The following is a 22,202-nucleotide window of genomic DNA, read 5'->3' as shown; positions in this document are numbered from 1 at the left end:
CATGCCGAGCGAAAAACCTGCCAGCCATCCCCGGGAGAACCGTCAGCAGAGGCTGACCGACCACGTGTTCCGACAGGGCTCGGCGACCATCGGCGAGCTGGTCGACCTGCTCGGGGTCAGCATGATGACGGTGCACCGCGACATCGACGAGCTGTCCCGGCGCGGCCTCGTCCGGAAATACCGCGGCGGGGTCTCGGCGATGCCGTCGACGGTATTCGAGAGCAACGCCGAATACCGGATGAACGCGCACGTCGACGCCAAGCGGTTGATCGCGATGCACGCGGTGGAGCACGTGGAACCCGGCATGTCGGTGCTGCTCGACGACTCCACCAGCGCCCTCGCGCTGGCGAAGCTGCTGGTCGACGTCACGCCGCTGACCGTGGCCACGAACTACCTCGCCGCGATCGACGTGCTCAAGAACGTGCACGAGCTGCGGCTGATCTGCATCGGCGGCGACTACTCGCCCACGCACGACTCGTTCCTCGGCATGCAGAGCATCGAGTCGATCGAACGGCTTTCGGTGGACATCGCCTTCGTGTCGACCTCGGCGATGACCGCGTCGATGACGTTCCATCAGGAGCCCGAGATCGTGATGATCAAGCGGGCGATGCTCGCCGCCGCGCGGCAGAAGGTGCTGCTGATGGACCACAGCAAGATGAAGCGCACCGCGCTGCACCGGCTCGCCCCGCTCGACGACTACGACCTGCTGATCGTGGACGCGGACACCGATCCGCACTACGCGGACGAGCTGCGCAGTCACGTCGAGGTGCAGGTCGCCGAAGACCCCGACGACTGATCGACTTCATAACACTCTTGCGTGCGAAGTTCACACGGTCCATGATACGTTCGATCTCGACGTCATGGAGGCGTGTATGAACGAGTCGGCAACAGCGGGGTTGCCCAAGTCGGGCTTCGGGCGCTTACTCACGAGGTGGGGGCTGCCCGCGCCCCTGTTCCTCGGCTATGTCGGGCTGCTCCTGTTCATGATCGGCGACGGGGTGGAGTCCGGCTTCATCGCGCCGTACATGACGGGCAACGGCGCGGGCACGGAAATCAAAGCCTCGTACGTGATCACCGTGTACGGCGTGGCGGTCATGCTGGCGTCATGGCTTTCCGGCGCGCTGTCCGAACTGTGGGGACCGCGGCGGGTGATGATCGTCGGGCTGGCCATCTGGCTGGTGTTCGACGTGCTGTTCCTGACGCTCGGCCTGGCCAGCGGGAACTACGCGGCGATGTTGATCTGCTACGGCATCAGGGGATTCGGCTACCCGATGTTCGCGTTCGGCTTCCTGGTGTGGATCACTGCGGTGGCCCCGGTCGCCCGGCTCGGCGCCGCGGTCGGCTGGTTCTACTTCGCCTTCACCGGCGGCCTGCCCACGCTCGGCGCGCTCGTCGCGAGCTTCACCAATCCGATGTTCGGTCATTACGGCACTTTGTGGGTCGCGGTCGCGCTGCTCGCCGTCGGCGGCCTCGTGGCGGTGCTCGGCGTCCGGCAGCGGACCGGCTACCGCCGCCTCGCGCCGCCGGACGTGAAACCAGTGCAGAGCCTGGTGTCCAGCGTGTCGATCGCCTGGAAGAAGCCGCGGGTCGGCATCGGCATGATCGTGCGGGTCATCAACACCGCGCCCGAGTTCGGCATGCTGGTGTTCTTCCCGACGATCTTCATCTCGCAGATCGGCTTCGGGGAGAGCCGGTGGCTGCTGCTGGTGTCGGTGATCTACGGGACGAACATCTTCTTCAACCTGATCTTCGGCGTGCTGAGCGACCGGATCGGCTGGCGCACCACGATTTTCTGGTTCGGCGCGATCGGCTGCGCGATCTCGATCCTGCTGCTGTACTTCGTACCGGTCGCGATGGGCGCGCAGTACTACTGGCTCGCGCTGATCGTCGGCGCGCTCTACGGGGCGACGCTCGCCGGGTTCGTGCCGATCTCCGCGCTGCTTCCCTCGCTGGCGCCAGAGCACAAGGGCGGCGCGATGGCGTTGCTGAACCTCGGCGCCGGAGCGGCGGCGTTCGTTGGACCGGCGATCGTGTCGCTGTTCCTCGGCCCGGCCGGCGCCGCTGGCGTAGTCATCATTTTCGCCGCGTTGTACCTGGTGGCCGCGGTGCTGGTCCGGTTCCTGAAGCTGCCGGAGGAAACCGAGCGGGCGATCGAGAATGAGGCCAGCCTGCACGATGTCGAAGAGAGGGTCAGCACGGCGTGAACGAGCGGGTCTCGGTCGGCATCGACGTCGCCACCGCGGGGGTTCGGGCCTTCGCGGTGCGCGGCGGCTCGGTCCTCGCCACCGCATCGGCGTCGCTTCCGGCGCCGGTGCGGACGGGCGACGGCCGCAGCGAACAGGATCCGTCCGCGTGGTGGCCCGCGGTCGGTTCCGTGCTGACCGAGCTCACCGCCGCGCTACCCCAGCGCGGCGCGGAGGTTTCCGCGGTGGCGATCGCGGCGACGTCCGGCACGATCGTCGGCGTCGACGCGATGGGCGAGCCGGTCACGCCCGCGTTGATGTACGACGACCGGCGGGGCGCGGACAGCAATGCGAAAGCCGCGGAACTCGGTGCCGACCGGTGGCGGAGGCTGGGCTCGGGCGTCTCGCCGACCGCGGCACTCGGGCGGATCGCCTGGCTGGCCGAGCACACCGAAACGGTCGGCGTCCGGCACACGCCGGAGGTGATCGCGGCGGTCCTGACCGGGCACCCGGTCGCCGCGGACTGGTCGCACGCGCTCAAGAGCGGATACGACCCGCTGGCCGGGGAATGGCCGTCCGAGGTGTTCGCCGGTTTGGGCGTGGCAGAGGACATGCTGCCGCCAGTGGTCGCTCCGACGACCGTGCTCGGCGAGGTTTCCGTGCCGGTCGCCGGGCTCCCCGCCGGCTGCCTCGTCGTGGCGGGCATGACCGACGGCTGTGCCGGGCAGCTTGCCGCGGGTGCGGTGGAGCCGGGGCGGTTCGTAGGGATTCTCGGGACGACGTACGTCCTGAAAGGCGTCACGGAGTCGCTGGTTCCGGACCCGACCGGAGTCATGTACAGCCACCGGCATCCGGACGGCTGGTGGTTGCCGGGTGGCGCGTCGAACACCGGTGGCGAGTCCGTTTCGGACAGTCCGGGACTGGCCCGGCTGGACGCTGCCGCCGCCGCCCGCGGCCCGGCTCGCGTGGTGGCGTTTCCGCTGCGCCGCAAGGGAGAACGCTTTCCGTTCGCACACTCCGAGGCAGCGGGCTTTGTGCTCGGCACCCCGGCCGACGAGGTCGAGCTGCACCGTGCCCGGCTGGAGGGAGTCGCTTTCCTGGAGCGGCTGGCGTTGGATCACCTGCGGCGACTGGGCGTTCCGGTACAGGGACCGCTTCTCGCGGCCGGAGGCGGCAGCAAGAGTCCGCTGTGGACTCGAATCCGGGCGACGGTGACCGGACTCGGATTGCGGGTCGCGGCTCAGGCCGAAACGGGGTACGGCGCGGCGCTGCTTGCCGCGGCGGGAGGTGCCGGAGGTGGGCTGAGCACGGCAGGCGCGGGCGCGCCGGCAGGGGCGTTGATCGAGCCGGACCTCGCGGAGGCAGCGGCGATGATGGACTCGTACCAACGGTTTTGCCGCGCGCTGCGGGATCGCGGATGGATCGATGAAGAGTTGTTCGCGGTAGCGGTGGGGTGATGCGACCGGAGAGGGAGATGTCGCGCGGTTAGTCGGCGAGGCCGAGCGGTCAAACCCTTTGCTGGAAAGACCACGTGGCCCCGCACCGATCGATCTCGTTGGCTACCAGACAGAGCCGCCGAGGACCTTCACCGGCCGGTCAGGATCGGCCTGCTCGGGGGCGTCCGGGGCGGTGACCGTTGCCGGTTCGTGGTGCTGACGCGTCGGAAGGCTGCGCATCCGCCGCGGCCTCGGCCGGCGGGGGCGTTGACTGGGAGCCATCGGCAGCTGCGGCGGCGGAGTCCGCGGGCGGCTCGGGCGCTTCCTCTTCCGAAGAACCCAGGAACCGAAGCGCCTCCTGGACCGCCTGGTTCGTCGCGGCGATCCGGTCGGCGACCTTCATCCGCAAGTCGAGCGCCAACGTCCGGGATTCGGTCGCTTCGGTCTGCTTCTGCAGCGCGTCCGCGAGCGCGGTTTCGGCCTGCGACTTCCGGACGGCGATCTCCTCCGACGCGCGACGGTCGGCTTCAGCGCGCACCTCGGCGGCTTTGGCCTCCGCCGCGGCGTCGGCTTCGGCGCGCAGGCGGGCCGATTCCTCGTCAGCAGCGGCTCGCGCCAGCGCTGCGGCTTCGTCGGCTTCGGTGCGGACGCGGTGGGCTTCGGCGTCGGCGGCGGCACGGGCTTCCTCCGCCTCGGCGTCCGCCTTCGCGCGGGCGGCTGCCGCGGCTTCATCGGCAGCAGTACGCGCTGCCAGCGCGGCCTGGTCGGCCTCCGCGCGGGCCGTGGCGGCGGCTTCGTCGGCTGCCGCGCGGGCAGCGGCGGCGGTCTGGTCGGCTTCCGTACGGGCCTGGTCAGCTGCCTCAGTCCGGGACGCGATCTCCGCGTTGGCCGCGGCGGTTCGGGTCTCGATGTCCTGATCCGCCGCAGCAGTGCGCGCGGCGATGTCTTGATTGGCCGCTTCAGTACGCGAAGCGATGTCTTGATTGGCCGCCTCGGTACGCGAGGCGATGTCCGCGTCGGCCGTCGCGGTGCGGGCCGCGATGTCTTCGTTGCCCGCCTTGATCCGCGCTTCCAGGTCCGCCGTCCGGGCCGCGATGTCCGCGTCCGTCGCCGCGACGCGGGCCGCCAGCTCCTCCTGCCGCGCGGCCAGGTCCTGCTCGGCCGCCGCGATCCGGGACTCCAGCTCCTCAGTCCGCGCGGCGAAATCGGCCTGCAGCGAAGCCAGCACCCGCTGCCGCTCCACTTCTCCCTCTTTGGCCGCTTTGTCCGCTGCGCGCTGGGTTTCGTGCGCGTATCGGTCCGCCTCGGTGCGCGTCGACTCGGCGTCCGCCTCCGCCGAGCGGCGCAGGTCCGCGATCTCCTCCTCGGCCAGCTGCACCATCATCCGGACGCGTTCGGAGATCGCGCCCGCACCAGCGGGACTCGACGTGACTCGGACCAGCGCCGCCTTCGCCTCAGAGAGTTCCTGCTGGGCGGTAGTGAGGGCCTTGGTCAGCTCGCCGGCCGTCGCGACCGCCTCGTCGCGGCCCCGGGCGGTCGCGGCGACTTCACGGGTCAGTTCGTGCACCCGGGCGTCGACCTCGGCGAGGCGGACGTCCACCTGCAGCGGGTCGTAGCCCTTGCGAACATGGGCGAAGGCGGGATGCTGCGGCTTTTGAGGCGCGACCATCGGGCCACCATAGTGATCGGAGCACCGCAAGCACGTACCGCCAAACGGCTGCATTACAAAGCGCGAAACCAGCCGTCACGCATGGCATCCTGTCTCGACCTACTGCGCGGGCGAACGGGGACACGCATGGAAGCCATCGTCGCCGACCTTGGCGCGCACTGGCACGTGTACGCGACCATGCCGTTCATCGCGGCACTGATCGGCTATCTGACCAAGCGCGTGGCCATCGAGATGATGTTCCGGCCGCTTGAGTTCCGCGGCATCCGGCCCTTCCTCGGCTGGCAGGGAGTCATCCCGGCCAACTCCCGGCGGATGGCCACCACCGCGGTCGACCTGCTGACCAAGAACCTCCTCGACCCGCGCGAAGTGTTCGCCCGGCTCGATCCGGAGGAAATGGTCGCGCAGCTGGAGGAACCGCTGCTCAAGGCCGTCGACGAGGTCACTCGGGAAGTACTCGAGACCTACCAGCCGCGGCTGTGGGAGCTGCTGCCCGGCCGCGCGCAGCAGGTGCTCGTCGACCGGGTCCGGGCGCAGGCGCCGGAAGTCGTGAAGCGGCTGATGCGCGAAGTGTCCGCCAATATCGACGAGGTCCTCGACGTCAACGACATGCTGATCAACGCGATGGTCCGGGACAAATCGCTCACCTGCCGGCTGATCCGCGAGGTCGCCGCGCCGGAGTTCCGGTTCATCGCGCGCAGCGGGATCTGGTTCGGGTTCGTGATCGGGCTCGTCCAGCTCGTCGCCTGGGCACTCACCAAACAGCCGATCATCATGCCCGTCTTCGGTTTCGTCACAGGCTTCGTCACGGACTGGCTCGCCCTCAAGATGATCTTCTACCCACGCGAGCAGCGCCGCTTCCTCTTTTTCAGCTGGCAGGGCATGTTCCAGAAACGCCGGAAGCAGGTCGCCGCGGACTACGGTGCGTTGATCGCCGAAGAAGTCCTCACCGTGCGGAACGTCCTCGAAGCCATCCTCACCGGGCCGCGCGCGGACAAGCTGTTCGCGCTCGTCACCCGCGAAGTCCAGCGGACCATCGACTCACAGGCCGGGCTCGCGAAGCCGCTCGTCGCGCTGACCGTCGGCGGACGCGAGTACCAGCAGATGAAACAGGCCGCCGCGGAGAAGGTCATCGCCTACCTGTCGGAGACCGTGCAGCACGTCGAGAGCTACGCGACCGACGCGCTCGACGTCCGCAACACGATCGTCGAGAAGATGCAGCAGCTGACGCCGCTGGAGTTCGAGGGCATTCTCCGGCCGGCCTTCCAGCAGGACGAATGGAAGCTGATCGCGGTCGGCGCGATCATCGGCGGGCTGGTCGGCGAGTTGCAGGTCCTGCTGATTCTGGGGTGACTCGGCGGCCCTGCCGTCCGTTGAGGACGGTCGGAGGACGCGGAAGGAACTCGCGGGTTACCGTTCCCGGTGAGCGATACGGGAGGGGTCCGCGCGTGCACACTTTCGCCGAGCATTGGCCGGTGTACGTCTCCATGCCGTTCATCGCCGCGTTGATCGGCTACGTGACCAAGCGCGTCGCCATCGAAATGATGTTCCGGCCGCTCGAATTCGTCGGGATCAAGCCGGTCTTCGGCTGGCAGGGCGTGCTGCCCGCGAACGCCGAGCGGATGGCCAGCACCGCGACCGAAATGCTCACCAGCAACCTGGTCGACCCGCGGGAGATCTTCGCCCGGCTCGACCCGGCGCAGGTCGCGAAGGAAATCGAGCAGCCGCTGCTGCGCGTGGTCGAGGACGTCACCCGCGAGGTCATGGAGACCTATCAGCCGCGACTGTGGGAAATGCTGCCCTCGGGTGCGCAGCAGCTGCTGCTGAAACGCGTCCAGGCCGAGGCGCCGCGGGCGATCACCAAGATCATGCGCGAGATCTCGCAGAACATCGAGGACGTGCTCGACCTCAAGCACATGGTCGTGACGAACCTGGTGCGCGACAAGGCATTGCTGAACCGGCTGATCCGCGACATCTCCCGGCCGGAAATGCGGTTCATCGCCCGTTCCGGCATCGTGTTCGGGTTTGCCCTCGGCTGTGTGCAGCTGCTCGTGTGGACGCTGACGAAATCGCCGATCGTGCTGCCGCTGTTCGGACTCGGGATCGGCTGGTTCACCGACTGGCTCGCGCTCAAGATGATCTTCCTGCCGCGCGAGCCTCGGCGGTTCTTCGGCTTCTACACCTGGCAGGGCGTGTTCCAGAAGCGCCGCGACGAGGTCGCCGCCGACTACGGCGACATGATCGCCCGCGAGATCATCACCGTGCCGAACCTGCTGGAAGCCGTGTTGCGCGGGCCGAAGTCCGACCGGCTGTTCAGCCTGATCAGCCGCGAGGTGCAGAAGACGATCGACGCGCAGGCGAGCGTCGTGAAGCCGTTCGTCGCGATCGCGGTGGGCACGAAGCGGTTCCAGGAAATGAAGCAGGCCGCAGCCGAGAAGGCGGCCGAGCGGGTGCCGGACACGATCCGGCATGCGGAGACGTACGCGGTGAACGCGCTGGACGTGCGCAACACCATCGTCGACCGGATGCGCCGGCTCACTCCGCTGGAGTTCGAGCAGCTGCTGCGGCCCGCGTTCCGCCAAGACGAGTGGAAGCTGATCGCGGTCGGCGCGGTGATCGGCGGACTGGTCGGCGAACTGCAGGCGCTGCTGCTCCTCGGTTAGCGAGCGCACGCGATACGGTTTCCTTCCGAGCGGGGAGGGAGACCCGGTGGACGCGGTGCTGGACGACTTCGCGCGGCACTGGCCGGTGTACGCCTCGATGCCGTTCGTCGCCGCGCTGATCGGCTACGTGACCAAGCGCGTCGCCATCGAAATGATGTTCCGGCCGCTCGAATTCGTCGGGATCAAGCCGGTCTTCGGCTGGCAGGGCGTGGTGCCCAAGCACGGCGGCCGGATGGCGGCGATCGCGACCGACCTGCTCACCTCGAACCTGCTCGACATCGAAGAGGTCTTCGCCCGGGTCGATCCGGCGATCATCACCCGCGAGCTCGAACAGCCGCTGCTGCGCGCGGTCGACGGGATCGCCCGCGACGTGCTCGAACAGCACCATCCGCGGCTGTGGGAGGTGATGCCCACGATCGCCCAGGAAATACTGATCAAGCAAGTGCAAGCTAGCGCTCCGCAGCTGGTCCAGGAGTTCCTGGACGAGGTGCGCGACAACCTGGACGAGGTGCTCGACGTCCGGCACATGACCGTCGAACGGCTCACCCGCGACCGGGCGCTGCTGGTCCGGCTGATCCGCGAAACGTCCCGGCCGGAGATGACGTTCATCGCCCGCGCCGGCATCGTGTTCGGCTTCGTGCTCGGCGTGGTGCAGGCGCTGGTCTGGGCGTTCACCCGGCAGCCGTTGGTACTGCCGCTGTTCGGCGGCGCGATCGGGCTGTTCACCGACTGGCTGGCGATCAAGATGATCTTCCTGCCGCGGGAACCGGTGCGGCTGGGGCGGGTGATCCTGCAGGGCAAGTTCCAGCGGCGGCGCGCCGAAGTGGCCCGGCAGTACGGCGAGCTGGTCGCCAACGAGGTGCTGACGGTGCCGAACCTGCTCGAAGCGCTGCTGCGCGGCCCGAAGTCGGACCGGCTGGTGGCGATGGTCGAACGCGCTGTCGGGCACGCGGTGGACGCGCAGGTCAGCGCGGCGAAACCAGTGGTCGCGCTCGCCGTCGGGACGAAACGGCTGCAGGAAATGAAGCACGCCGCGGCGGAGCGGGCACTGGCCGAGCTGCCGTTGACCGCACGCTACGCCGAGGGCTACCTGACCGAGGCGATGGACGTGGCGAAGATGGTGGAGCAGCGGATGCTCGCGCTGACGCCGCTGGAGTTCGAGGGCCTGCTCCGGCCGGCGTTCCGGCAGGACGAATGGAAGCTGATCGCGGTGGGCGGGGCGATCGGGTTCCTCGTCGGCGAGTTGCAAGTCCTCCTCATGCTCGGCTGACTTTTCGGCAGTTGTTCGCACCTGCCTCACTCGAACTGACTAACGTAAGAGCGTGTCCGAGCCCTCTCCGCTGCCCGCCGTCCACGAGGCCTACCTGCCCCGCGAGCACGCGCTGCATCGCCCGCGGCACGGAAAACGCCAGCTGACCGCGCTGATCTGCGCGCTGCTGTTCTTCGCGACGCCGACCCTGCTGTGGGTGTTCGGGGTCCGGCCGAGCGAGATCGAGAACCACCGCCTCGCCGGGTTCCCGAGTCTCGCCGACGGGTTCAGCTTCTTCACCAAGCTGCCCAACTGGGCGACCGACCAGCTGTCCTTCCGGGCCGGGGCGATCAACGCGGCGAAGGGGATCAGCCGAGGCGTCTTCGGCGAGGAGGCCCCGCTCGACCAGGGTTCCGCGTCGAATTCCGGTCCGATCCCCGCTCCGCCGCTGCAGCAGCCGAGCGGGCCGTCGGCGCCGAGCGGGCCGAGTTCGGGCCAGGGCGGCTACCGGAAGGTGGTCCAGGGGCTCGACGGCTGGCTTTACTACGGCTACGACGCCGAATCGAAGTGCACGCCGACGCAGGACATCGACACGACGATGGCCCGGATCAACGAGCTGCGCGCGGCGGTCGAAGCCTCCGGCCGCAAGTTCGTGTTCGTGGTGGCGCCAGACAAGACGACGATGGTGCCGGAGTATCTGCCAGCCAGCTACCCGGGCAAGGAGTGCTCGCTCGCCGCCGCGCCGAACGACTGGTACAAGATCACCACCGCGGGCGGTTCGCTGGACCTGCGCCCGGAGCTCGCCGCGGAGGCGGCCCGGCTCGGCCGCCCGATCTACGCCCCGAACGACACGCACTGGCGCGACGAAGGCGGCATCGTCCTCGCCCACGCGGTCGCCGAAGCCGTGAAACCGGGCGTCACCGCGACCTGGAAAACCCCGACCGAAGGCCAGTACCAGGGAATCGCGGACCTGCCGCTGTTGCTTGGCCAAACCGGCACCAAGACGAACACGAAGTACAACCTCCAGCCGGATGGCGCCACCAACCGGGCGGGGAACTACATCGGCAGCATCGACCAGCCGGTGCACCGCCAGACCGCGCCGCTGACCGGCATGATCGACGAACCGACGCTCGTCTACGGCGACTCGTTCACGCTCGCTTCGTCGCGCTACCTCGAAGGCGCGTTCAGCGATCTGACCTACCTCGCCTACTCGACGCCCAAGACGTCGCAGGCCGACGCGGTGAACCAGTTCGTGAACTCGCGTGTGGTGGTGCTGCAGGCGGTGGAGCGCAACGTCAACGGCGGACTGGTGCCGTTCACCGACCCCGGTTTCGTCGCCGCGGTGAAGACCGCGATGGCACAACATCCCGTCCGCTGACCCGCTGCCGTTGGTCCGGGAAGGGCCCCTTGAGGGAATCCAAGTCCGGCAAGGGGCCCTTCACGGACGGCTCAAACCGAAACAGGCACCGCCTCGGCGACCGTCCCGCCGCGCACCCCGCGCCGCCGGTCGCGAGCCCAGGCGATCACCCGGCACACCAGGTAGATGAAGAACGAAATCGCCGTCACGAACGCGCTCACCGGCTTGCCCGGCGCGAGCGACAGAACGATCCCGCCGATCGCCGCCACCTCGGCGAACACCACCGACAGGATCGTCGCCCGCAACGGGCTCGCCGTCACCCGCGCGGCCGCGGCCGCCGGGGTCACCATCAGCGCGACCACCAGCAGCGACCCGACCACCTGCACGCTCAGAGCCGTCGCCACGCCCACCAGCAGCGCGAACAGCACGGTCAACGTCTTGACCGGCACCCCGCGAGCCTCGGCCACCGCGCGATCGACACTCGCGAACAGCAACGGCCGGTAGATCAGCGCCAGCACCGCCAGCACCGCCACCGCGGAGATCGCCAGCGCCGTCAGGTTCGTGCTGTCCACGGTGATGATCTGACCGGTCAGAATGCCGAACTTGTTCGCCGACCGTCCTTTGTAAAAGGACAGCAGCAGCACACCCATGCCCAGCCCGAAGGACAGGATCACGCCGATCACCGAATCGCGGTCGGCGTCGCGGATGCCGAGGATGCCCAGCAGCAGCGCCGCGGCGACCGCCCCGGCCAGTGCGCCGTATTCCACGCCCACGCCGAGCAGCAGGGCGCCCGCCGCGCCGGTGAAGGCCAGTTCGGACGTGCCGTGCACGGCGAACGACATGCGGCGGGTCACGATCAGCGGGCCGAGCACCCCGGCCAGCAGACCGAGCACGGCGGCCGCGATCAACGCGATCCGGACGCTGTCCAGCTCGGTGATCAGCTCCCAGGTCTTGGCGAAGTCGAACATGCCGTCCACGGCTCAGCCCACCGTTTCCTGTTCGTGGTGGTGCGGTTCGTCCTCGCACAGCGCGCTCTGCGCCCCGGCGATGTGGATCTGCCCGCCGACGCGCAGCACCTCGATCTTCGTGCCGTACAGCTCCGAGAGCGTCTCCGAGGTCATCACCTCGTCCGGCTTGCCGATCCGGAACTGGCCGTTCACCAGATACAGCACCCGGTCGACGAACTGCAGCACCGGATTGATCTCGTGGGTCACGAACAGCACCGCGGTACCGGCGGTGCGCCGCCGTCCGTCGATCAGTTCGCTCACCGCGCGCTGGTGTGCCAGGTCCAGCGACAGCAGCGGCTCGTCGCACAACAACACGGTCGGATCGCCGACCAGCGCCTGTGCCACGCGCAGCCGCTGCTGCTCGCCGCCGGACAGACGGCCGACCGGCTGTTTCGCGTAGCGCGTGCCGCCGACCGCTTCGATCGCCTCGGCGACCCGGCGTTTCCGCTCGCGCATCCCGGCGAGGCCGGGGCCCCAGCGGTGCCCGTCCAGTCCCAGGCCGACCAGGTCGATCCCGCGCAGGGTCAGCGAGTCGTCGATCGCGCGCTGCTGCGGGATGTAACCGACCCTCCGGTTCGCCCCGCCGGGGCGGCCGCCGGCGATCTCGACGGTGCCCGCGGACAACGTCTGCATCCCGAGCAGCGCCTTGAGGAAACTGCTTTTGCCTGACCCGTTCGGGCCGAGGACGGCGAGGAATTCGCCCGGCTCGACCGTCAGGTCCAAACCGGACCACAGCGTGCGGGCGCCGAAAGCGAGACCGGCCCCGCGCACGCGGACCGCCGCAACGGCGTCGGGAAGCGGGACGGACATCAGCTGTTCAGAGCCCCCGACAGCGCGTCCACATCCTTCGTCATCCAGTCAATGTAGCCCGTGACATTCGCCGGGAGCGTCTCGGCCACATCGACCACCGCGACCCCGGACGCCTTCGCGTCGGCGACCGCCTGCTTGGTCAGCGGAGTCACCGTCTGCACGTTGTTGACCAGCGCCTTCACCTGCTTCTCCTTGATCAGTTTGGTGAAGTCGGCGACCGCCGCGGCGGGCACGTCGGTCTCGTTCTCGATGGCGTCGGAGAACGCTTTCGGGGTGACGTCGGCGACCTTCGCGGTCTTCAGCAGGTAGTGCGCGACCGGCTCGGTGGCCACGACCTTGGCGTCCGGGTGCGCGACTCCCAGCGCACCCGCCTTTTTGATCAGGCTGTCGAGCTGGGTCTTGAAGGTCTTGGCGTTGTTCTCGAAGGTCTGCTTCGAGGCCGGCTGGATCTCGCCGAGCGCGGACGCGACCTGGTCGGCGACCTTCTCGACGCCCGGCAGGTCGTACCAGACGTGTTCGTTGTCCTCGCCCGGCGCGGCGATGTCGTAGGCGACCAGCTTCTTCGCCGAGGCGGCCTCGCCGGAGAGCTTGGTGAAGAACTCGTCGTAGCCGCCGCCGTTGCCCAGCATGAGCTGCGCCTTCTTCGCCGCGAGCGCGTCGTCGGCGGTGGACTCGTAGGAGTGCGGGTCGGCGGACGGGTCGTGAATGATCGACGTGACCTGGACCTTGTCGCCGCCGACCGCGGACACGACGCTGCCCCACACGTCGGTGGAGGCGACCACCTTGACCTGTTCGCCGGAGCCGGTTCCGGAGTCCGTCGAGGAGGCACTGGAGCACGCGCCGAGCGCGAACACCGCCAGTGCCGACGCGGCGGCGAGGACGCTCGTGGTGCGACGGGAAGTCATCGGGCTCTCCTGGGTCGTACTGCTAATGGAAACCGTTGTCAGATTCACTTTACCCCATCCGAACGGCCAGCATCACTCCACCGGGTGGTCGTACCCCGGCGCCGTCACCCAGTGGATCGAGACACTCACCACAGGGGTGTCGCTTCTGGAAAACGATCTGAACCGTTACGGTTTGCGGATGGGCCGTCCTATTCGCACCCGGAGGCAGGCGACACTGGCGTCGCTCGCGGCGGAACTCGGGGTGTCCAGGACCACCGTGTCCAACGCCTACAACCGCCCGGATCAGCTGTCTCCCGAACTCCGCCGCCGCGTGCTGGAAACCGCGCGCCGGCTCGGCTACCCGGGCCCCGACCCGGTCGCCCGCTCGCTGCGCACTCGCAAAGCGGGCGCGGTCGGGCTGCTGCTCACCGAAAACCTCTCCTACGCCTTCCGCGACCCGGCCGCCGTCGGCGTGCTCGAAGGGCTCGCGCTGGCCTGCGAGGACGCGGGCGTCGGCCTGCACCTCGTACCGGCCAGCCCCGGTCGCGAAGACCTGGCCGCGGTGCACCGCGCCGGCGTGGACGGCTTCGTCGTCTACTCGGTGCCGGACGACGATCCGCACCTGGCCGCGGTACTGGAGCGGCCGGTGCCGACGGTGATCATCGACCAGCCCTGCCTCGAAGGGGTGGACCGAGTCGGCCCGGACGACGCGGCCGCGGTCACCCGCCTCGCCGATCACCTGGTGGCGCTCGGGCATCGCCAGGTCGGCATCCTCTGCATGCGACTCGGCCGCGAGCGCAACGACGATTTCGTCAGCGCCGAACGGCAGAGCGGTGCGCACTTCCACGTGCAGCGCACCCGGCTGGAAGCGCTGGCGCAGGCCTTCTCCGCGGCCGGCGTCGACTGGGCGACCGTGCCGGTCGTCGAGCGTTTCGACCACACCGTGGACGACGGCGCCTCCGCCGCCCGGCAGCTGCTGGACGCGTACCCGCAGGTCACCGCACTGGTCTGCACCTCGGACATCCTCGCTCTCGGCGCTCTCGCCGAGGCGGCGCGGCGCGGCCTGCGCGTGCCGCTCGACCTGACGGTCACCGGCTTCGACGGCATCGCCGAAGCCGAGCGCGCCGGGCTCACCACCGTGCACCAGCCGGTGCTGGAGAAGGGCAAGGTGGCCGGGCGGCTGCTGCTCAGCGCAGGCGAGCGAGTCGGGCCGAAGGTCATCACGCTGCCCACCGAACTGCGCATCGGCCGCACCTCGGCACCGCCGCGGACGGTCGACGAACCCTGGTTCGGCGGCTGACCGCGAACGCGAAGGCCCCGGACAGGCGCGAACTCCCAGCGGTTGCGTGATTTCGCGCCCACCGCATTGTGTGCGCGGCCTCCGACCGGTTCCATGGAACGAACCGCCCGCTCACGCGGGGCCGCACAGCCGAAAGGTGCCTCATGACCGCCATCGACGTGCTGCTCAAGCGCAACCACGAAATCGGCAACATCGTCCCCGGCGACCGCTCCTCCCCCAAGCCCTCGCTGCAGGTGTCGATCCTGACCTGCATGGACGCTCGGATCCGGGTGTTCGAGATCTTCGGCCTGCTGCAGGGCGAGGCGCACATCCTGCGCAACGCGGGCGGTGTCATCACCGACGACATGATCCGGTCGCTCGCGCTCAGCCAGCGCAAGCTCGGCACCCGCGAGGTGCTGATCGTCCAGCACACCAACTGCGGCCTGTCGATGGTCACCGACGAGGAGTTCAAGGACGAGCTCGAGGAGGCCACCGGACTGCGGCCGACCTGGGCGGTCGAGGCGTTCCGGGTGGTGGAGAACAGCGTGCGCACCTCGGTCGAGCGGGTCCGGCGCAGCGACTTCCTCCTGCACACCGACAACGTGCGCGGATTCGTCTACGACGTGAAGGCCGGGAGCCTGACCGAGGTCGAGTGACCCGGGTCGTATTCAATGACGGGGTGGCGGTAGACCCCGAGGTACTGAACGACTGGTTCGACGCGGTAGGCCGGGACCTGCCCTGGCGGGAACCGGACTGCTCCGCGTGGGGCGTGCTGGTCAGCGAGATCATGTTGCAGCAGACGCCGGTGAATCGCGTGCAGCCGATCTGGCTGGAGTGGCTGGCCCGGTGGCCGGTGCCGTCGGCGCTGGCCGCCGAAACCACCGGCGAAGTCGTGCGCGCCTGGGGCAAGCTCGGCTATCCGCGGCGCGCACTGCGGCTGCACGCGGCCGCCACCGTCATCGCGCAGGAGCACGGCGACGTCGTGCCGTCCGATGTGGACACTCTGCTCGCGCTGCCGGGCATCGGCGCGTACACCGCACGTGCGGTGGCGGCGTTCGCGTACGGCAAGCGTGCGCCGGTGGTGGACACGAACGTCCGGCGAGTCGTCGCCCGCGCGGTGCATGGCGCGGGCGACGCCGGTCCGGCCTCGAACACCCGGGACATGGCAGACGTCGACGCGTTGCTGCCCGCTGAGGACGCGTCCGCGGCGAAGCTCTCCGCCGCCCTGATGGAGCTGGGCGCGCTGGTCTGCACCGCGCGCTCGCCGAAGTGCGCGGACTGTCCGATTTACGGCGACTGTGCGTGGCAGCGCAACGGCCGGCCGGAGTACGCCGGCCCGGCCAAGCCGGTGCAGCGGTTCGCCGGCACCGACCGGCAGGTGCGCGGGCTGCTGCTGGACGTGCTGCGCGGCAGCGAGGGCCCGGTGGAGCGAGCCCGGCTGGACCTGGTGTGGCACGAGTCCGGCCAGCGCGACCGATGCCTCGACTCGCTGCTGGTGGACGGCCTGCTGGAGCAAACCGACGACGGGCTCTTCGCGTTGCCAGGGGAACACTGACGCACTACGACGAAAGTCGGCAAAAAGTTGTCCCGGCCCGGGTGCCGGGTTAGTTTTCCCTGGTCGTCGCACTCCGGAGGAGGAGTTCGCATGGGGGAAGCAACGCGTCGTGCTGTCTTGAAGGGCGGTCTCACCGTCACCGCCGCGGGAGCGCTGGGGTTCGCCGCCGCCGGTTCCGCGAGCGCCGCCAGCACGCCGGTCATCCACTCCACGACCGAATGGAACGCCCGGCCGGCGGCCGGCACGATCGTGGTGGAGAACCACAAACCGACGTACATCGTCGTGCACCACACCGTCGACCCCGGCAACAACACCGACTACTCGCTGGCGCACGCCCTGCAGATCTCGCGGGACATCCAGAACTTTCACATGGACACGCGCGGCTGGATCGACACCGGCCAGCAGTTCACGAACAGCCGCGGCGGCTTCGTCACCGAAGGCCGGCACCGCAGCCTGGAGATCCTGCGCGGCGGCACACAGCACGTGCAGGGCGCGAACGTGGCCAACCACAACAGCGAATGCCTCGGCATCGAGAACGAGGGCCTCTACAGCACGGTCGACGTGCCGGTCGCGCTGTGGAATTCGCTGGTTCAGCTGATCGCCTACATCGCGCAGCAGTACGGCATCACGCCGGAGTTCATCAAGGGCCACCGCGATTTCAACTCGACCGAGTGCTGCGGCCAGGTGCTCTACAACCGGCTCCCGGAGCTGCGCCAGGCGGTCGGCCAGCAGCTCGGTGTGCCCGTCGCGCGCCTCGACGCGCCGGAGTGGCCGCTGCTCAAGCCGGGCGACGTCGGACCGCAGGTCGCGACCGCACAGCGGTTCCTGCGTGCGGCCGGGTTCGGAGTGCCGACCGACGGCGTGTTCGGCCCGGCGACGGCGCGGGCGGTCGCCGCGTTGGCCGCCCAGCACGGGCTTTCCCGCGACAGCTGCACCGCGGCACGCGCCAGTGACGAATCCGGCTATCTCGGCTCGGACGTCTGGCCGCTGATCGTGCCGGCGGACCGCTCGACCGCCGCCTGGCGCGTCGAGCTCGCCCGCTGACCGGGGACGCCTCACGTGTGCCAGCGAGGGCGGCGCGCGTGAGGCGTCACAGGCCGGCCAGGAACGCCTCCACCGCGCCGCGGTAGATCTCCGGGGCCTCGGCGTGCGGCAGGTGCGCCGAACCGGCGACGATCAGGTGCCGCGCACCGGGCACCCGGGCCGCGACCTCGGCCTGCTGCCCGGCCGGCATCGCGGTGTGCTCGCCCTCGACCAGCAGCAGCGGGCAGCGGATTTCGTCCACAATGGACCAGTAGTCCCGGCGGCCCCATTCGGCGGCGATCTCGTACAGGTTCTCCAGGTTCGCGATCAGGTGGTAGCCGTCCTCGCGTTCCTCGACGCATTCGGTGAAGTACTCACCCGCGGTGCCGAAGAACTCGCGCACGTGCGCCATCGAGCCGAACGGCGTCGGCCAGCTCTCGAAGTAGCCGCGCCAGGTCTCGACGGTGCGGCCGCGCTGGTCCGGCGCGAAATCCTCGCTCACCACCGCGCGCACCAGCTCCGCGTGCTTCGCCGCGGTGGCCCAGGCATGCAGGCCGCCCATCGAATGGCCGATCAGGACAGACGGGCCGATTTCGCCTAGCACGTCCGCGATATCGTCGGCGAACTGTTCGGTGGTCCACGGCCCGACGTGCGGCGCGCGACCGTGCCCGCGCGCGTCGAGGCCGCGCACCCGGCCGTATCGCTTGAGCCATTGTGCGACCGGCCACCAGGTGCGGGCGCGGCCCATCAGACCGTGCAGCACCAGTATCGACACGCCGGTGCGTTCGTCGCCGCCGAAGTCGATCAGCGCTGGTCGCATTAGTCCTCCCGGGTTTTCACTGCCACTTCATCACAAACCTGGCCCTAGGGTGAACGAATGCGCAGCCGCCCGATCGCCGTCACCGCCCTCGCCGGCGTGCTTGCGCTGTCCGCGTGCAGCCCTGCTGAGCCGTCGCCGCCACCACCGCCGCCAATGCATCCCGCACCGGGCGCGAACAGCGCGGGCGACAGGTACTTCCCCGACGACGGCAACGGCGGGTACGACGCGCTCGACTACCACCTGGACGTCAGCTACGACCCGCCGAGCGGCAAGCTCGAAGGGGACGCCACGGTCACCGCCAAGGCCACCCAGGACCTCAGCCGCTTCGACCTGGACCTGCGCGGACTGGACGTCGCCTCGGTGACCGTCGACGGGCAGGCCGCGAAGTTCAGCCGGGAAAAGAGCAAACTCGTCGTCACCCCGGCCGGGCCGCTGCGGTCCGGTTCGACGTTCCGGGCCCGGGTCCGCTATTCGGGCGTTCCGGAGAAAACCCCGCACGACGGCGGCTCGGAGAACGGCTGGGCACGCACCGAAGACGGCGGCGCGTACCTTGTCGGCGAGCCGCATTCGGCGTCGTTCTGGTACCCGGTCAACGAAACCCCGCGGGACAAAGCGACGTTCACGCTGACCGCACACGTGCCGGCCGGCTGGACCGTGCTGTCCAACGGCCGGGAGCAGGGCACCGGCACGAAGGACGGCAAGACCACCACGACCTGGTCCGATCCGAACCCGGTGGCCAGCTATCTGACCACGATCGCGATCGACAAGTTCACCGTGAAGCGGTCCGCGCTGCCGGACGGCACCCCGATCGTTTCCGGGTACGCGCCCGGCGCCGAGTCCCGGGACGCCACCGGAGACCGGCTGCCCGAGGTGCTGTCGTTCCTGGAAAGCAAGTTCGGCCAGTATCCGCAGAGCGCGGCCGGCGGGATCTACCTGGACGAAAACATCCATTTCTCGCTGGAGACCCAGACCCGTCCGACCTACGCGAAATGGGCGGAAATCCTGACCGTGGTGCACGAGAACGCGCACCAGTGGTTCGGCGATTCAGTGTCGCTGGACTCGTGGTCGGACATCTGCCTGAACGAGTGTTTCGCGTCGTACGCGCAGTGGATGTGGGGCGAACGAGAGGGCCAGAACCTGGACGACCGGTACCGGGCGGCGATCGAGCTCACCCAGGGCAGCGCGGATTTCTGGAGTCAGAAGCTGGTCGACATGGGCCCGCAGCACCTGTTCCAGGGCGTGTACGACAAGGGCATCCTGGCCGTGCACGCACTGCGCCGGGCGCTCGGCGAACCGGCGTTCGAGACGCTGCTGCACGAGTGGGTGACCCAGCATCGCAACGGGAACGCGAGCTGGGCGCAGTTCGAGCAGCTGGTGTCCAAGGTCGCCGGACGCGACCTGCACGGCTTCCTGACCGACTGGTTCCAGGGAACGCAACTGCCCTCGAAACCGAACCTCTATCCCGGCGGGTTGCGCCCCTGACTGCCAATGCCAGGAACTTGAGGCGGCGCTATGCGTGTGGTTTCGCCGGGCGGGCGGCGGTCCCGGGAGTTCGTGGTCCGTGAAGGGCCCCTTACCGGACTTAGGGCGGATTCGAGGGGTCGTCGCAACACAGGCTGGATTAGCTGGTTTCGGTGAGGAGTGTAGCGAGGCGTTCGGCTGGGGTGTCCCAGCCGAGCGTTTTGCGTGGGCGGCAGTTGAGCTCTGCGGCGACGGCGGCGAGGTGTTCGGGGCTGTGGAGGGAGAGGTCGGTGCCTTTGGGGAAGTACTGGCGCAGCAGGCCGTTGGTGTTTTCGTTGCTGCCGCGTTGCCAGGGGCTGTGGGGGTCGCAGAAGTAGACGGGGATGCCGGTGGCGATGGTGAATTCGCGGTGTCGGCCCATTTCCGAGCCTTGGTCCCAGGTCAGGGACCGTGTCAGGTGGTCGGGCAGGGTGTGCATGGCGGTGACGAGGGCGTCGCGGACGGCGTCGGCGCCGCGGCCGTGGGGCAGGGGGACCAGGAGCGTGTAGCGGGTGGCGCGTTCGACCAGGGTGGCGATGGCGGAGGCTCCGTCCTTGCCGATGATCAGGTCGCCTTCCCAGTGGCCGGGGACGGCGCGGTCGGCGGCTTCGGCGGGGCGTTCGCTGATCATGACCATGGGTTCGGCGAAGCGGGGCCGGCGGGCTTCGCCGGTGCGGCGGGGTTTGCGCACGGCGCGGCCGGTGCGCAGCGCGCGGTGCAGTTCGCGGCGCAGTTCGCCGCGGCCTTGGACGTAGAGGGCCTGGTAGACGGTTTCGGGGGTCACGTGCAGCTCCGGGCGGTCGGGGTGGTCGCGGCGCAGCCGCTGGCTGATCTGCTCCGGGCTGAACTTCTTGCGCAGCATGCCCTGCACGAGGTCGCGCAGCTCGGGACAGGCCGCGATCTTGCCGGTCTTGGGCCGTTTGCGGCGCGCGTCGGCGCGGGCCTGGGCGGCGTAGGGCCGGTAGCCGCGGCTGCCGGGACGGGCGTTGCGGGCCAGTTCGCGGCTGATCGTGGCGGGATCGCGGCCCAGTTCCCGGGCGATCGCGCGGACCCCGGCCCCTGCCCGGCGCAGGTCGGCGATCGCCAGCCGTTCCTGCTGCGTCAGGAACCGCGACTGCGCCTCGGGGCGGGCATCGGCGACGGGGGCCGGACGCGAGGGCGGGGCCGGCGACCGCACGGCCGTCCGCCCCGCCCGGCTCGGCCGCCCGTGCCGCCACCGGTGCCCGGTCCGCCGGTCGACCCCGACAGCCCGGCACGCCTCGACAGTGCCCACGCCTTCCGCCACAAGATCAAAATACCGGCGGCGTTCCGCCGCCAACCTCCCCCGACCCCGCGACGCTGCAACCTCCCGGACCCCCGCCACGGCAACCCCTCAACAACTCAGGCGTTGCAACCACCACTAGAACCCAAGTAGATTCCGGCAAGGGGCCCTTCACGGACCTAAGGAAACAGTCAAACCCGACCCACCCGACCCGCCCCACCCGCGGGATCGCGTCGGCGTCTGGTTTGAGCGGCGTGATCGGCCCCCGGCCGGGCGCGCCGCCCAAACCAGACGCCGACTTGAAGGCGATCCCGCCCGCGCCGGCGAAGCCGGCACCAAAGACACAGGCGCCAAAGACACAGGCGCCATAATTGCGGCATGGCAGTCGTCAAGATCAACGCAATCGAGGTCCCCGAAGGCGCCGGCCCGGAGCTGGAGAAGCGCTTTGCCGCCCGGCTGCACTCCGTCGACAACCAGGAGGGGTTCCTCGGCTTCGAGCTGCTCCGCCCGGTGTCCGGGGAAACCCGCTATTTCGTCTACACGAAGTGGGAGACCGAGGAGCACTACCAGGCGTGGGCGAAGGGCTCGGCGCGCGAGGCGCACGCGGGCGAGCGCAAGAACCCGGTCGCGACCGGCGCGAGCTTGCTGGAGTTCGAGGTCGTGCAGGCGTCGAAGCCGGGTGAGTGACGAGCTCGCCCGAGCCGCCGAGCTGATCCGCGGGGCCGGCGCACTGCTCGTGTGCGCCGGTGCCGGGATGGGCGTCGACTCCGGACTGCCCGATTTCCGCGGCGGCGAGGGGTTTTGGCGTGCGTATCCGCCGTACGCCCGGCTTGGGCTGCGGTTCGAGGAGCTGGCCGACCCTCAGCATTTCGCTTCCGATCCTGAGCTGGCCTGGGGTTTCTACGGGCACCGGCTCGCGCTGTACCGGGCGACTGTGCCGCATGACGGCTTCCGGCTGTTGCTGGAGCGGGGCCAGTCGATGCCGGGCGGTGTGCGCGTGTACACGTCCAATGTGGACGGGCAATTCCAGGCGGCTGGGTTCGTTCACGTGGCCGAGGCGCACGGATCGATCCATCATCTGCAGTGCCTGGCAGGGTGTTCGCGGGAGATCTGGTCAGCCGCGACGGTCGCCGTCGATCTCGACGAGACCACCATGCGGGCCCGCCCGCCGCTTCCGTCGTGTCCGCGCTGCGGCGGCCTGGCCCGGCCGAACATCCTGATGTTCGGCGACTTCGACTGGCTACCGCAGCGGAGTCAGGAGCAGCTGGACGAGCTGACCTGCTGGCGGCGCGCGCATCGGGACGCGGTGGTGATCGAAATCGGTGCCGGGCAAGCGGTTCCGACCGTGCGCCGGTACGCCGAACTCGCCAGCGCCGCCACCGGCGCGCTGATCCGGATCAATCCGCGCGAGCCGCAGATCCGGCACGGACGCGGGGTGTCGATCGCCGCCGGTGCGCTGGAAACGCTGGTCAAGCTCGTTTGAGCTGCGGCAGCGGGAACGGCCGACCG

General features: G+C 69.4%; 20 protein-coding genes. 14 read left to right on the top strand and 6 right to left on the bottom strand.

What is annotated here, in order from left to right:
- Position 1: 1 nt before the first annotated feature.
- From AMYBE_RS0136265 to AMYBE_RS0136255, 3 genes are all read left to right on the top strand, one after another.
- The gene (locus tag AMYBE_RS0136265) at positions 2-796 is read left to right on the top strand and encodes a DeoR/GlpR family DNA-binding transcription regulator (protein ID WP_020664298.1); all 795 of its coding nucleotides are present in this window, start codon (positions 2-4) and stop codon (positions 794-796) included.
- A 76-nt stretch (positions 797-872) separates the two neighbouring features.
- Positions 873-2,204: an MFS transporter gene (locus AMYBE_RS0136260; RefSeq protein WP_020664297.1), complete on the top strand. Its 1,332-nt coding sequence runs from the start codon at positions 873-875 to the stop codon at positions 2,202-2,204.
- Positions 2,201-3,640 carry an FGGY-family carbohydrate kinase gene (locus tag AMYBE_RS0136255; RefSeq protein ID WP_020664296.1) on the top strand — a complete coding sequence of 480 codons (1,440 nt, stop codon included), beginning with the start codon at positions 2,201-2,203 and terminating at the stop codon, positions 3,638-3,640. Before AMYBE_RS0136260 ends, AMYBE_RS0136255 begins: the two co-directional genes overlap by 4 nt.
- Before the next feature lie 139 nt (positions 3,641-3,779).
- Here the strand turns inward: AMYBE_RS0136255 and AMYBE_RS43585 are convergent, their stop codons facing one another.
- Positions 3,780-5,288, bottom strand: coding sequence for a coiled-coil domain-containing protein (locus AMYBE_RS43585; protein WP_020664295.1), 1,509 nt, complete (start codon positions 5,286-5,288; stop codon positions 3,780-3,782).
- Between the two features lie 126 nt (positions 5,289-5,414).
- Between AMYBE_RS43585 and AMYBE_RS0136245 the strand changes: the two genes are divergently transcribed.
- The 4 genes from AMYBE_RS0136245 to AMYBE_RS0136230 all read left to right on the top strand — a co-directional run bounded on the left by AMYBE_RS0136245 (position 5,415) and on the right by AMYBE_RS0136230 (position 10,575).
- Positions 5,415-6,638 (top strand): DUF445 family protein, encoded by a 1,224-nt coding sequence (locus tag AMYBE_RS0136245; RefSeq protein ID WP_020664294.1) that lies wholly within the window; start codon positions 5,415-5,417, stop codon positions 6,636-6,638.
- 134 nt (positions 6,639-6,772) lie between these two features.
- On the top strand, positions 6,773-7,948 hold the full coding sequence (locus AMYBE_RS0136240) for a DUF445 domain-containing protein (protein ID WP_051125040.1): 1,176 nt from the start codon (positions 6,773-6,775) through the stop codon (positions 7,946-7,948).
- A gap of 46 nt (positions 7,949-7,994) precedes the next feature.
- Entirely contained in the window at positions 7,995-9,218 is a 1,224-nt protein-coding gene (locus AMYBE_RS0136235; RefSeq protein ID WP_020664292.1) for a DUF445 domain-containing protein, read from the top strand.
- 52 nt (positions 9,219-9,270) lie between these two features.
- Positions 9,271-10,575, top strand: coding sequence for an alginate O-acetyltransferase AlgX-related protein (locus AMYBE_RS0136230; RefSeq protein ID WP_020664291.1), 1,305 nt, complete (start codon positions 9,271-9,273; stop codon positions 10,573-10,575).
- Positions 10,576-10,646: 71 nt separating this feature from the next.
- On the opposite strand, the gene AMYBE_RS0136225 is transcribed toward AMYBE_RS0136230, so the two are convergent.
- The 3 genes from AMYBE_RS0136225 to AMYBE_RS0136215 are packed head-to-tail and all read right to left on the bottom strand — an operon-like array spanning position 10,647 to position 13,276.
- Positions 10,647-11,531, bottom strand: coding sequence for a metal ABC transporter permease (locus tag AMYBE_RS0136225; protein WP_020664290.1), 885 nt, complete (start codon positions 11,529-11,531; stop codon positions 10,647-10,649).
- 3 nt (positions 11,532-11,534) lie between these two features.
- Positions 11,535-12,371, bottom strand: coding sequence for a metal ABC transporter ATP-binding protein (locus AMYBE_RS0136220; protein WP_020664289.1), 837 nt, complete (start codon positions 12,369-12,371; stop codon positions 11,535-11,537).
- Positions 12,371-13,276: a metal ABC transporter solute-binding protein, Zn/Mn family gene (locus AMYBE_RS0136215; RefSeq protein WP_020664288.1), complete on the bottom strand. Its 906-nt coding sequence runs from the start codon at positions 13,274-13,276 to the stop codon at positions 12,371-12,373. Before AMYBE_RS0136215 ends, AMYBE_RS0136220 begins: the two co-directional genes overlap by 1 nt.
- A gap of 178 nt (positions 13,277-13,454) precedes the next feature.
- Here AMYBE_RS0136215 and AMYBE_RS0136210 point away from each other — a divergent pair, with 178 nt between their 5' ends.
- The 4 genes from AMYBE_RS0136210 to AMYBE_RS0136195 all read left to right on the top strand — a co-directional run bounded on the left by AMYBE_RS0136210 (position 13,455) and on the right by AMYBE_RS0136195 (position 17,133).
- Positions 13,455-14,555 carry a LacI family DNA-binding transcriptional regulator gene (locus tag AMYBE_RS0136210; RefSeq protein ID WP_027928391.1) on the top strand — a complete coding sequence of 367 codons (1,101 nt, stop codon included), beginning with the start codon at positions 13,455-13,457 and terminating at the stop codon, positions 14,553-14,555.
- Positions 14,556-14,698: 143 nt separating this feature from the next.
- Positions 14,699-15,190 (top strand): beta-class carbonic anhydrase, encoded by a 492-nt coding sequence (locus AMYBE_RS0136205; protein WP_020664286.1) that lies wholly within the window; start codon positions 14,699-14,701, stop codon positions 15,188-15,190.
- Positions 15,191-15,213: 23 nt separating this feature from the next.
- Positions 15,214-16,089, top strand: coding sequence for an HhH-GPD family protein (locus AMYBE_RS0136200; RefSeq protein WP_027928390.1), 876 nt, complete (start codon positions 15,214-15,216; stop codon positions 16,087-16,089).
- 90 nt (positions 16,090-16,179) lie between these two features.
- A complete protein-coding gene (locus AMYBE_RS0136195; protein ID WP_027928389.1) occupies positions 16,180-17,133 on the top strand; it encodes a peptidoglycan recognition protein family protein in 954 nt (317 codons plus the stop codon).
- 46 nt (positions 17,134-17,179) lie between these two features.
- Here the strand turns inward: AMYBE_RS0136195 and AMYBE_RS0136190 are convergent, their stop codons facing one another.
- Positions 17,180-17,932 carry an alpha/beta fold hydrolase gene (locus tag AMYBE_RS0136190; protein WP_020664283.1) on the bottom strand — a complete coding sequence of 251 codons (753 nt, stop codon included), beginning with the start codon at positions 17,930-17,932 and terminating at the stop codon, positions 17,180-17,182.
- A 57-nt stretch (positions 17,933-17,989) separates the two neighbouring features.
- On the opposite strand from AMYBE_RS0136190, the gene AMYBE_RS0136185 reads away from it, so the two are divergent.
- Complete coding sequence (locus tag AMYBE_RS0136185) at positions 17,990-19,414, top strand: M1 family metallopeptidase (protein ID WP_027928387.1); 1,425 nt, start codon at positions 17,990-17,992, stop codon at positions 19,412-19,414.
- Positions 19,415-19,553: 139 nt separating this feature from the next.
- Here the strand turns inward: AMYBE_RS0136185 and AMYBE_RS0136180 are convergent, their stop codons facing one another.
- Positions 19,554-20,750, bottom strand: a complete 1,197-nt coding sequence (locus tag AMYBE_RS0136180; RefSeq protein WP_425386914.1) for an IS30 family transposase — start codon at positions 20,748-20,750, stop codon at positions 19,554-19,556.
- A 321-nt stretch (positions 20,751-21,071) separates the two neighbouring features.
- On the opposite strand from AMYBE_RS0136180, the gene AMYBE_RS0136175 reads away from it, so the two are divergent.
- Positions 21,072-21,380, top strand: coding sequence for an antibiotic biosynthesis monooxygenase family protein (locus AMYBE_RS0136175; protein ID WP_020664281.1), 309 nt, complete (start codon positions 21,072-21,074; stop codon positions 21,378-21,380).
- A complete protein-coding gene (locus tag AMYBE_RS0136170; RefSeq protein ID WP_020664280.1) occupies positions 21,373-22,176 on the top strand; it encodes an SIR2 family NAD-dependent protein deacylase in 804 nt (267 codons plus the stop codon). Before AMYBE_RS0136175 ends, AMYBE_RS0136170 begins: the two co-directional genes overlap by 8 nt.
- Positions 22,177-22,202: the final 26 nt, after the last annotated feature.

It is taken from the genome of Amycolatopsis benzoatilytica AK 16/65 (assembly GCF_000383915.1).
Taxonomy (GTDB): domain Bacteria; phylum Actinomycetota; class Actinomycetes; order Mycobacteriales; family Pseudonocardiaceae; genus Amycolatopsis; species Amycolatopsis benzoatilytica.
Note: the sequence above shows the minus strand (reverse complement) of the source record. Positions and strands in the feature narration are given on the sequence as shown.

Excerpts from the sequence above, each read along its gene's own strand:
- AMYBE_RS0136265 (WP_020664298.1), top strand. The coding sequence starts at position 2 with ATGCCGAGCGAAAAACCTGCCAGCCATCCCCGGGAGAACCGTCAGCAG.
- AMYBE_RS0136260 (WP_020664297.1), top strand. The coding sequence starts at position 873 with ATGAACGAGTCGGCAACAGCGGGGTTGCCCAAGTCGGGCTTCGGGCGC.
- AMYBE_RS43585 (WP_020664295.1), bottom strand. The coding sequence starts at position 5,288 with ATGGTCGCGCCTCAAAAGCCGCAGCATCCCGCCTTCGCCCATGTTCGC.
- AMYBE_RS0136245 (WP_020664294.1), top strand. The coding sequence starts at position 5,415 with ATGGAAGCCATCGTCGCCGACCTTGGCGCGCACTGGCACGTGTACGCG.
- AMYBE_RS0136240 (WP_051125040.1), top strand. The coding sequence starts at position 6,773 with ATGCCGTTCATCGCCGCGTTGATCGGCTACGTGACCAAGCGCGTCGCC.
- AMYBE_RS0136220 (WP_020664289.1), bottom strand. The coding sequence starts at position 12,371 with ATGTCCGTCCCGCTTCCCGACGCCGTTGCGGCGGTCCGCGTGCGCGGG.
- AMYBE_RS0136215 (WP_020664288.1), bottom strand. The coding sequence starts at position 13,276 with ATGACTTCCCGTCGCACCACGAGCGTCCTCGCCGCCGCGTCGGCACTG.
- AMYBE_RS0136210 (WP_027928391.1), top strand. The coding sequence starts at position 13,455 with ATGGGCCGTCCTATTCGCACCCGGAGGCAGGCGACACTGGCGTCGCTC.
- AMYBE_RS0136205 (WP_020664286.1), top strand. The coding sequence starts at position 14,699 with ATGACCGCCATCGACGTGCTGCTCAAGCGCAACCACGAAATCGGCAAC.
- AMYBE_RS0136195 (WP_027928389.1), top strand. The coding sequence starts at position 16,180 with ATGGGGGAAGCAACGCGTCGTGCTGTCTTGAAGGGCGGTCTCACCGTC.
- AMYBE_RS0136190 (WP_020664283.1), bottom strand. The coding sequence starts at position 17,932 with ATGCGACCAGCGCTGATCGACTTCGGCGGCGACGAACGCACCGGCGTG.
- AMYBE_RS0136185 (WP_027928387.1), top strand. The coding sequence starts at position 17,990 with ATGCGCAGCCGCCCGATCGCCGTCACCGCCCTCGCCGGCGTGCTTGCG.
- AMYBE_RS0136175 (WP_020664281.1), top strand. The coding sequence starts at position 21,072 with ATGGCAGTCGTCAAGATCAACGCAATCGAGGTCCCCGAAGGCGCCGGC.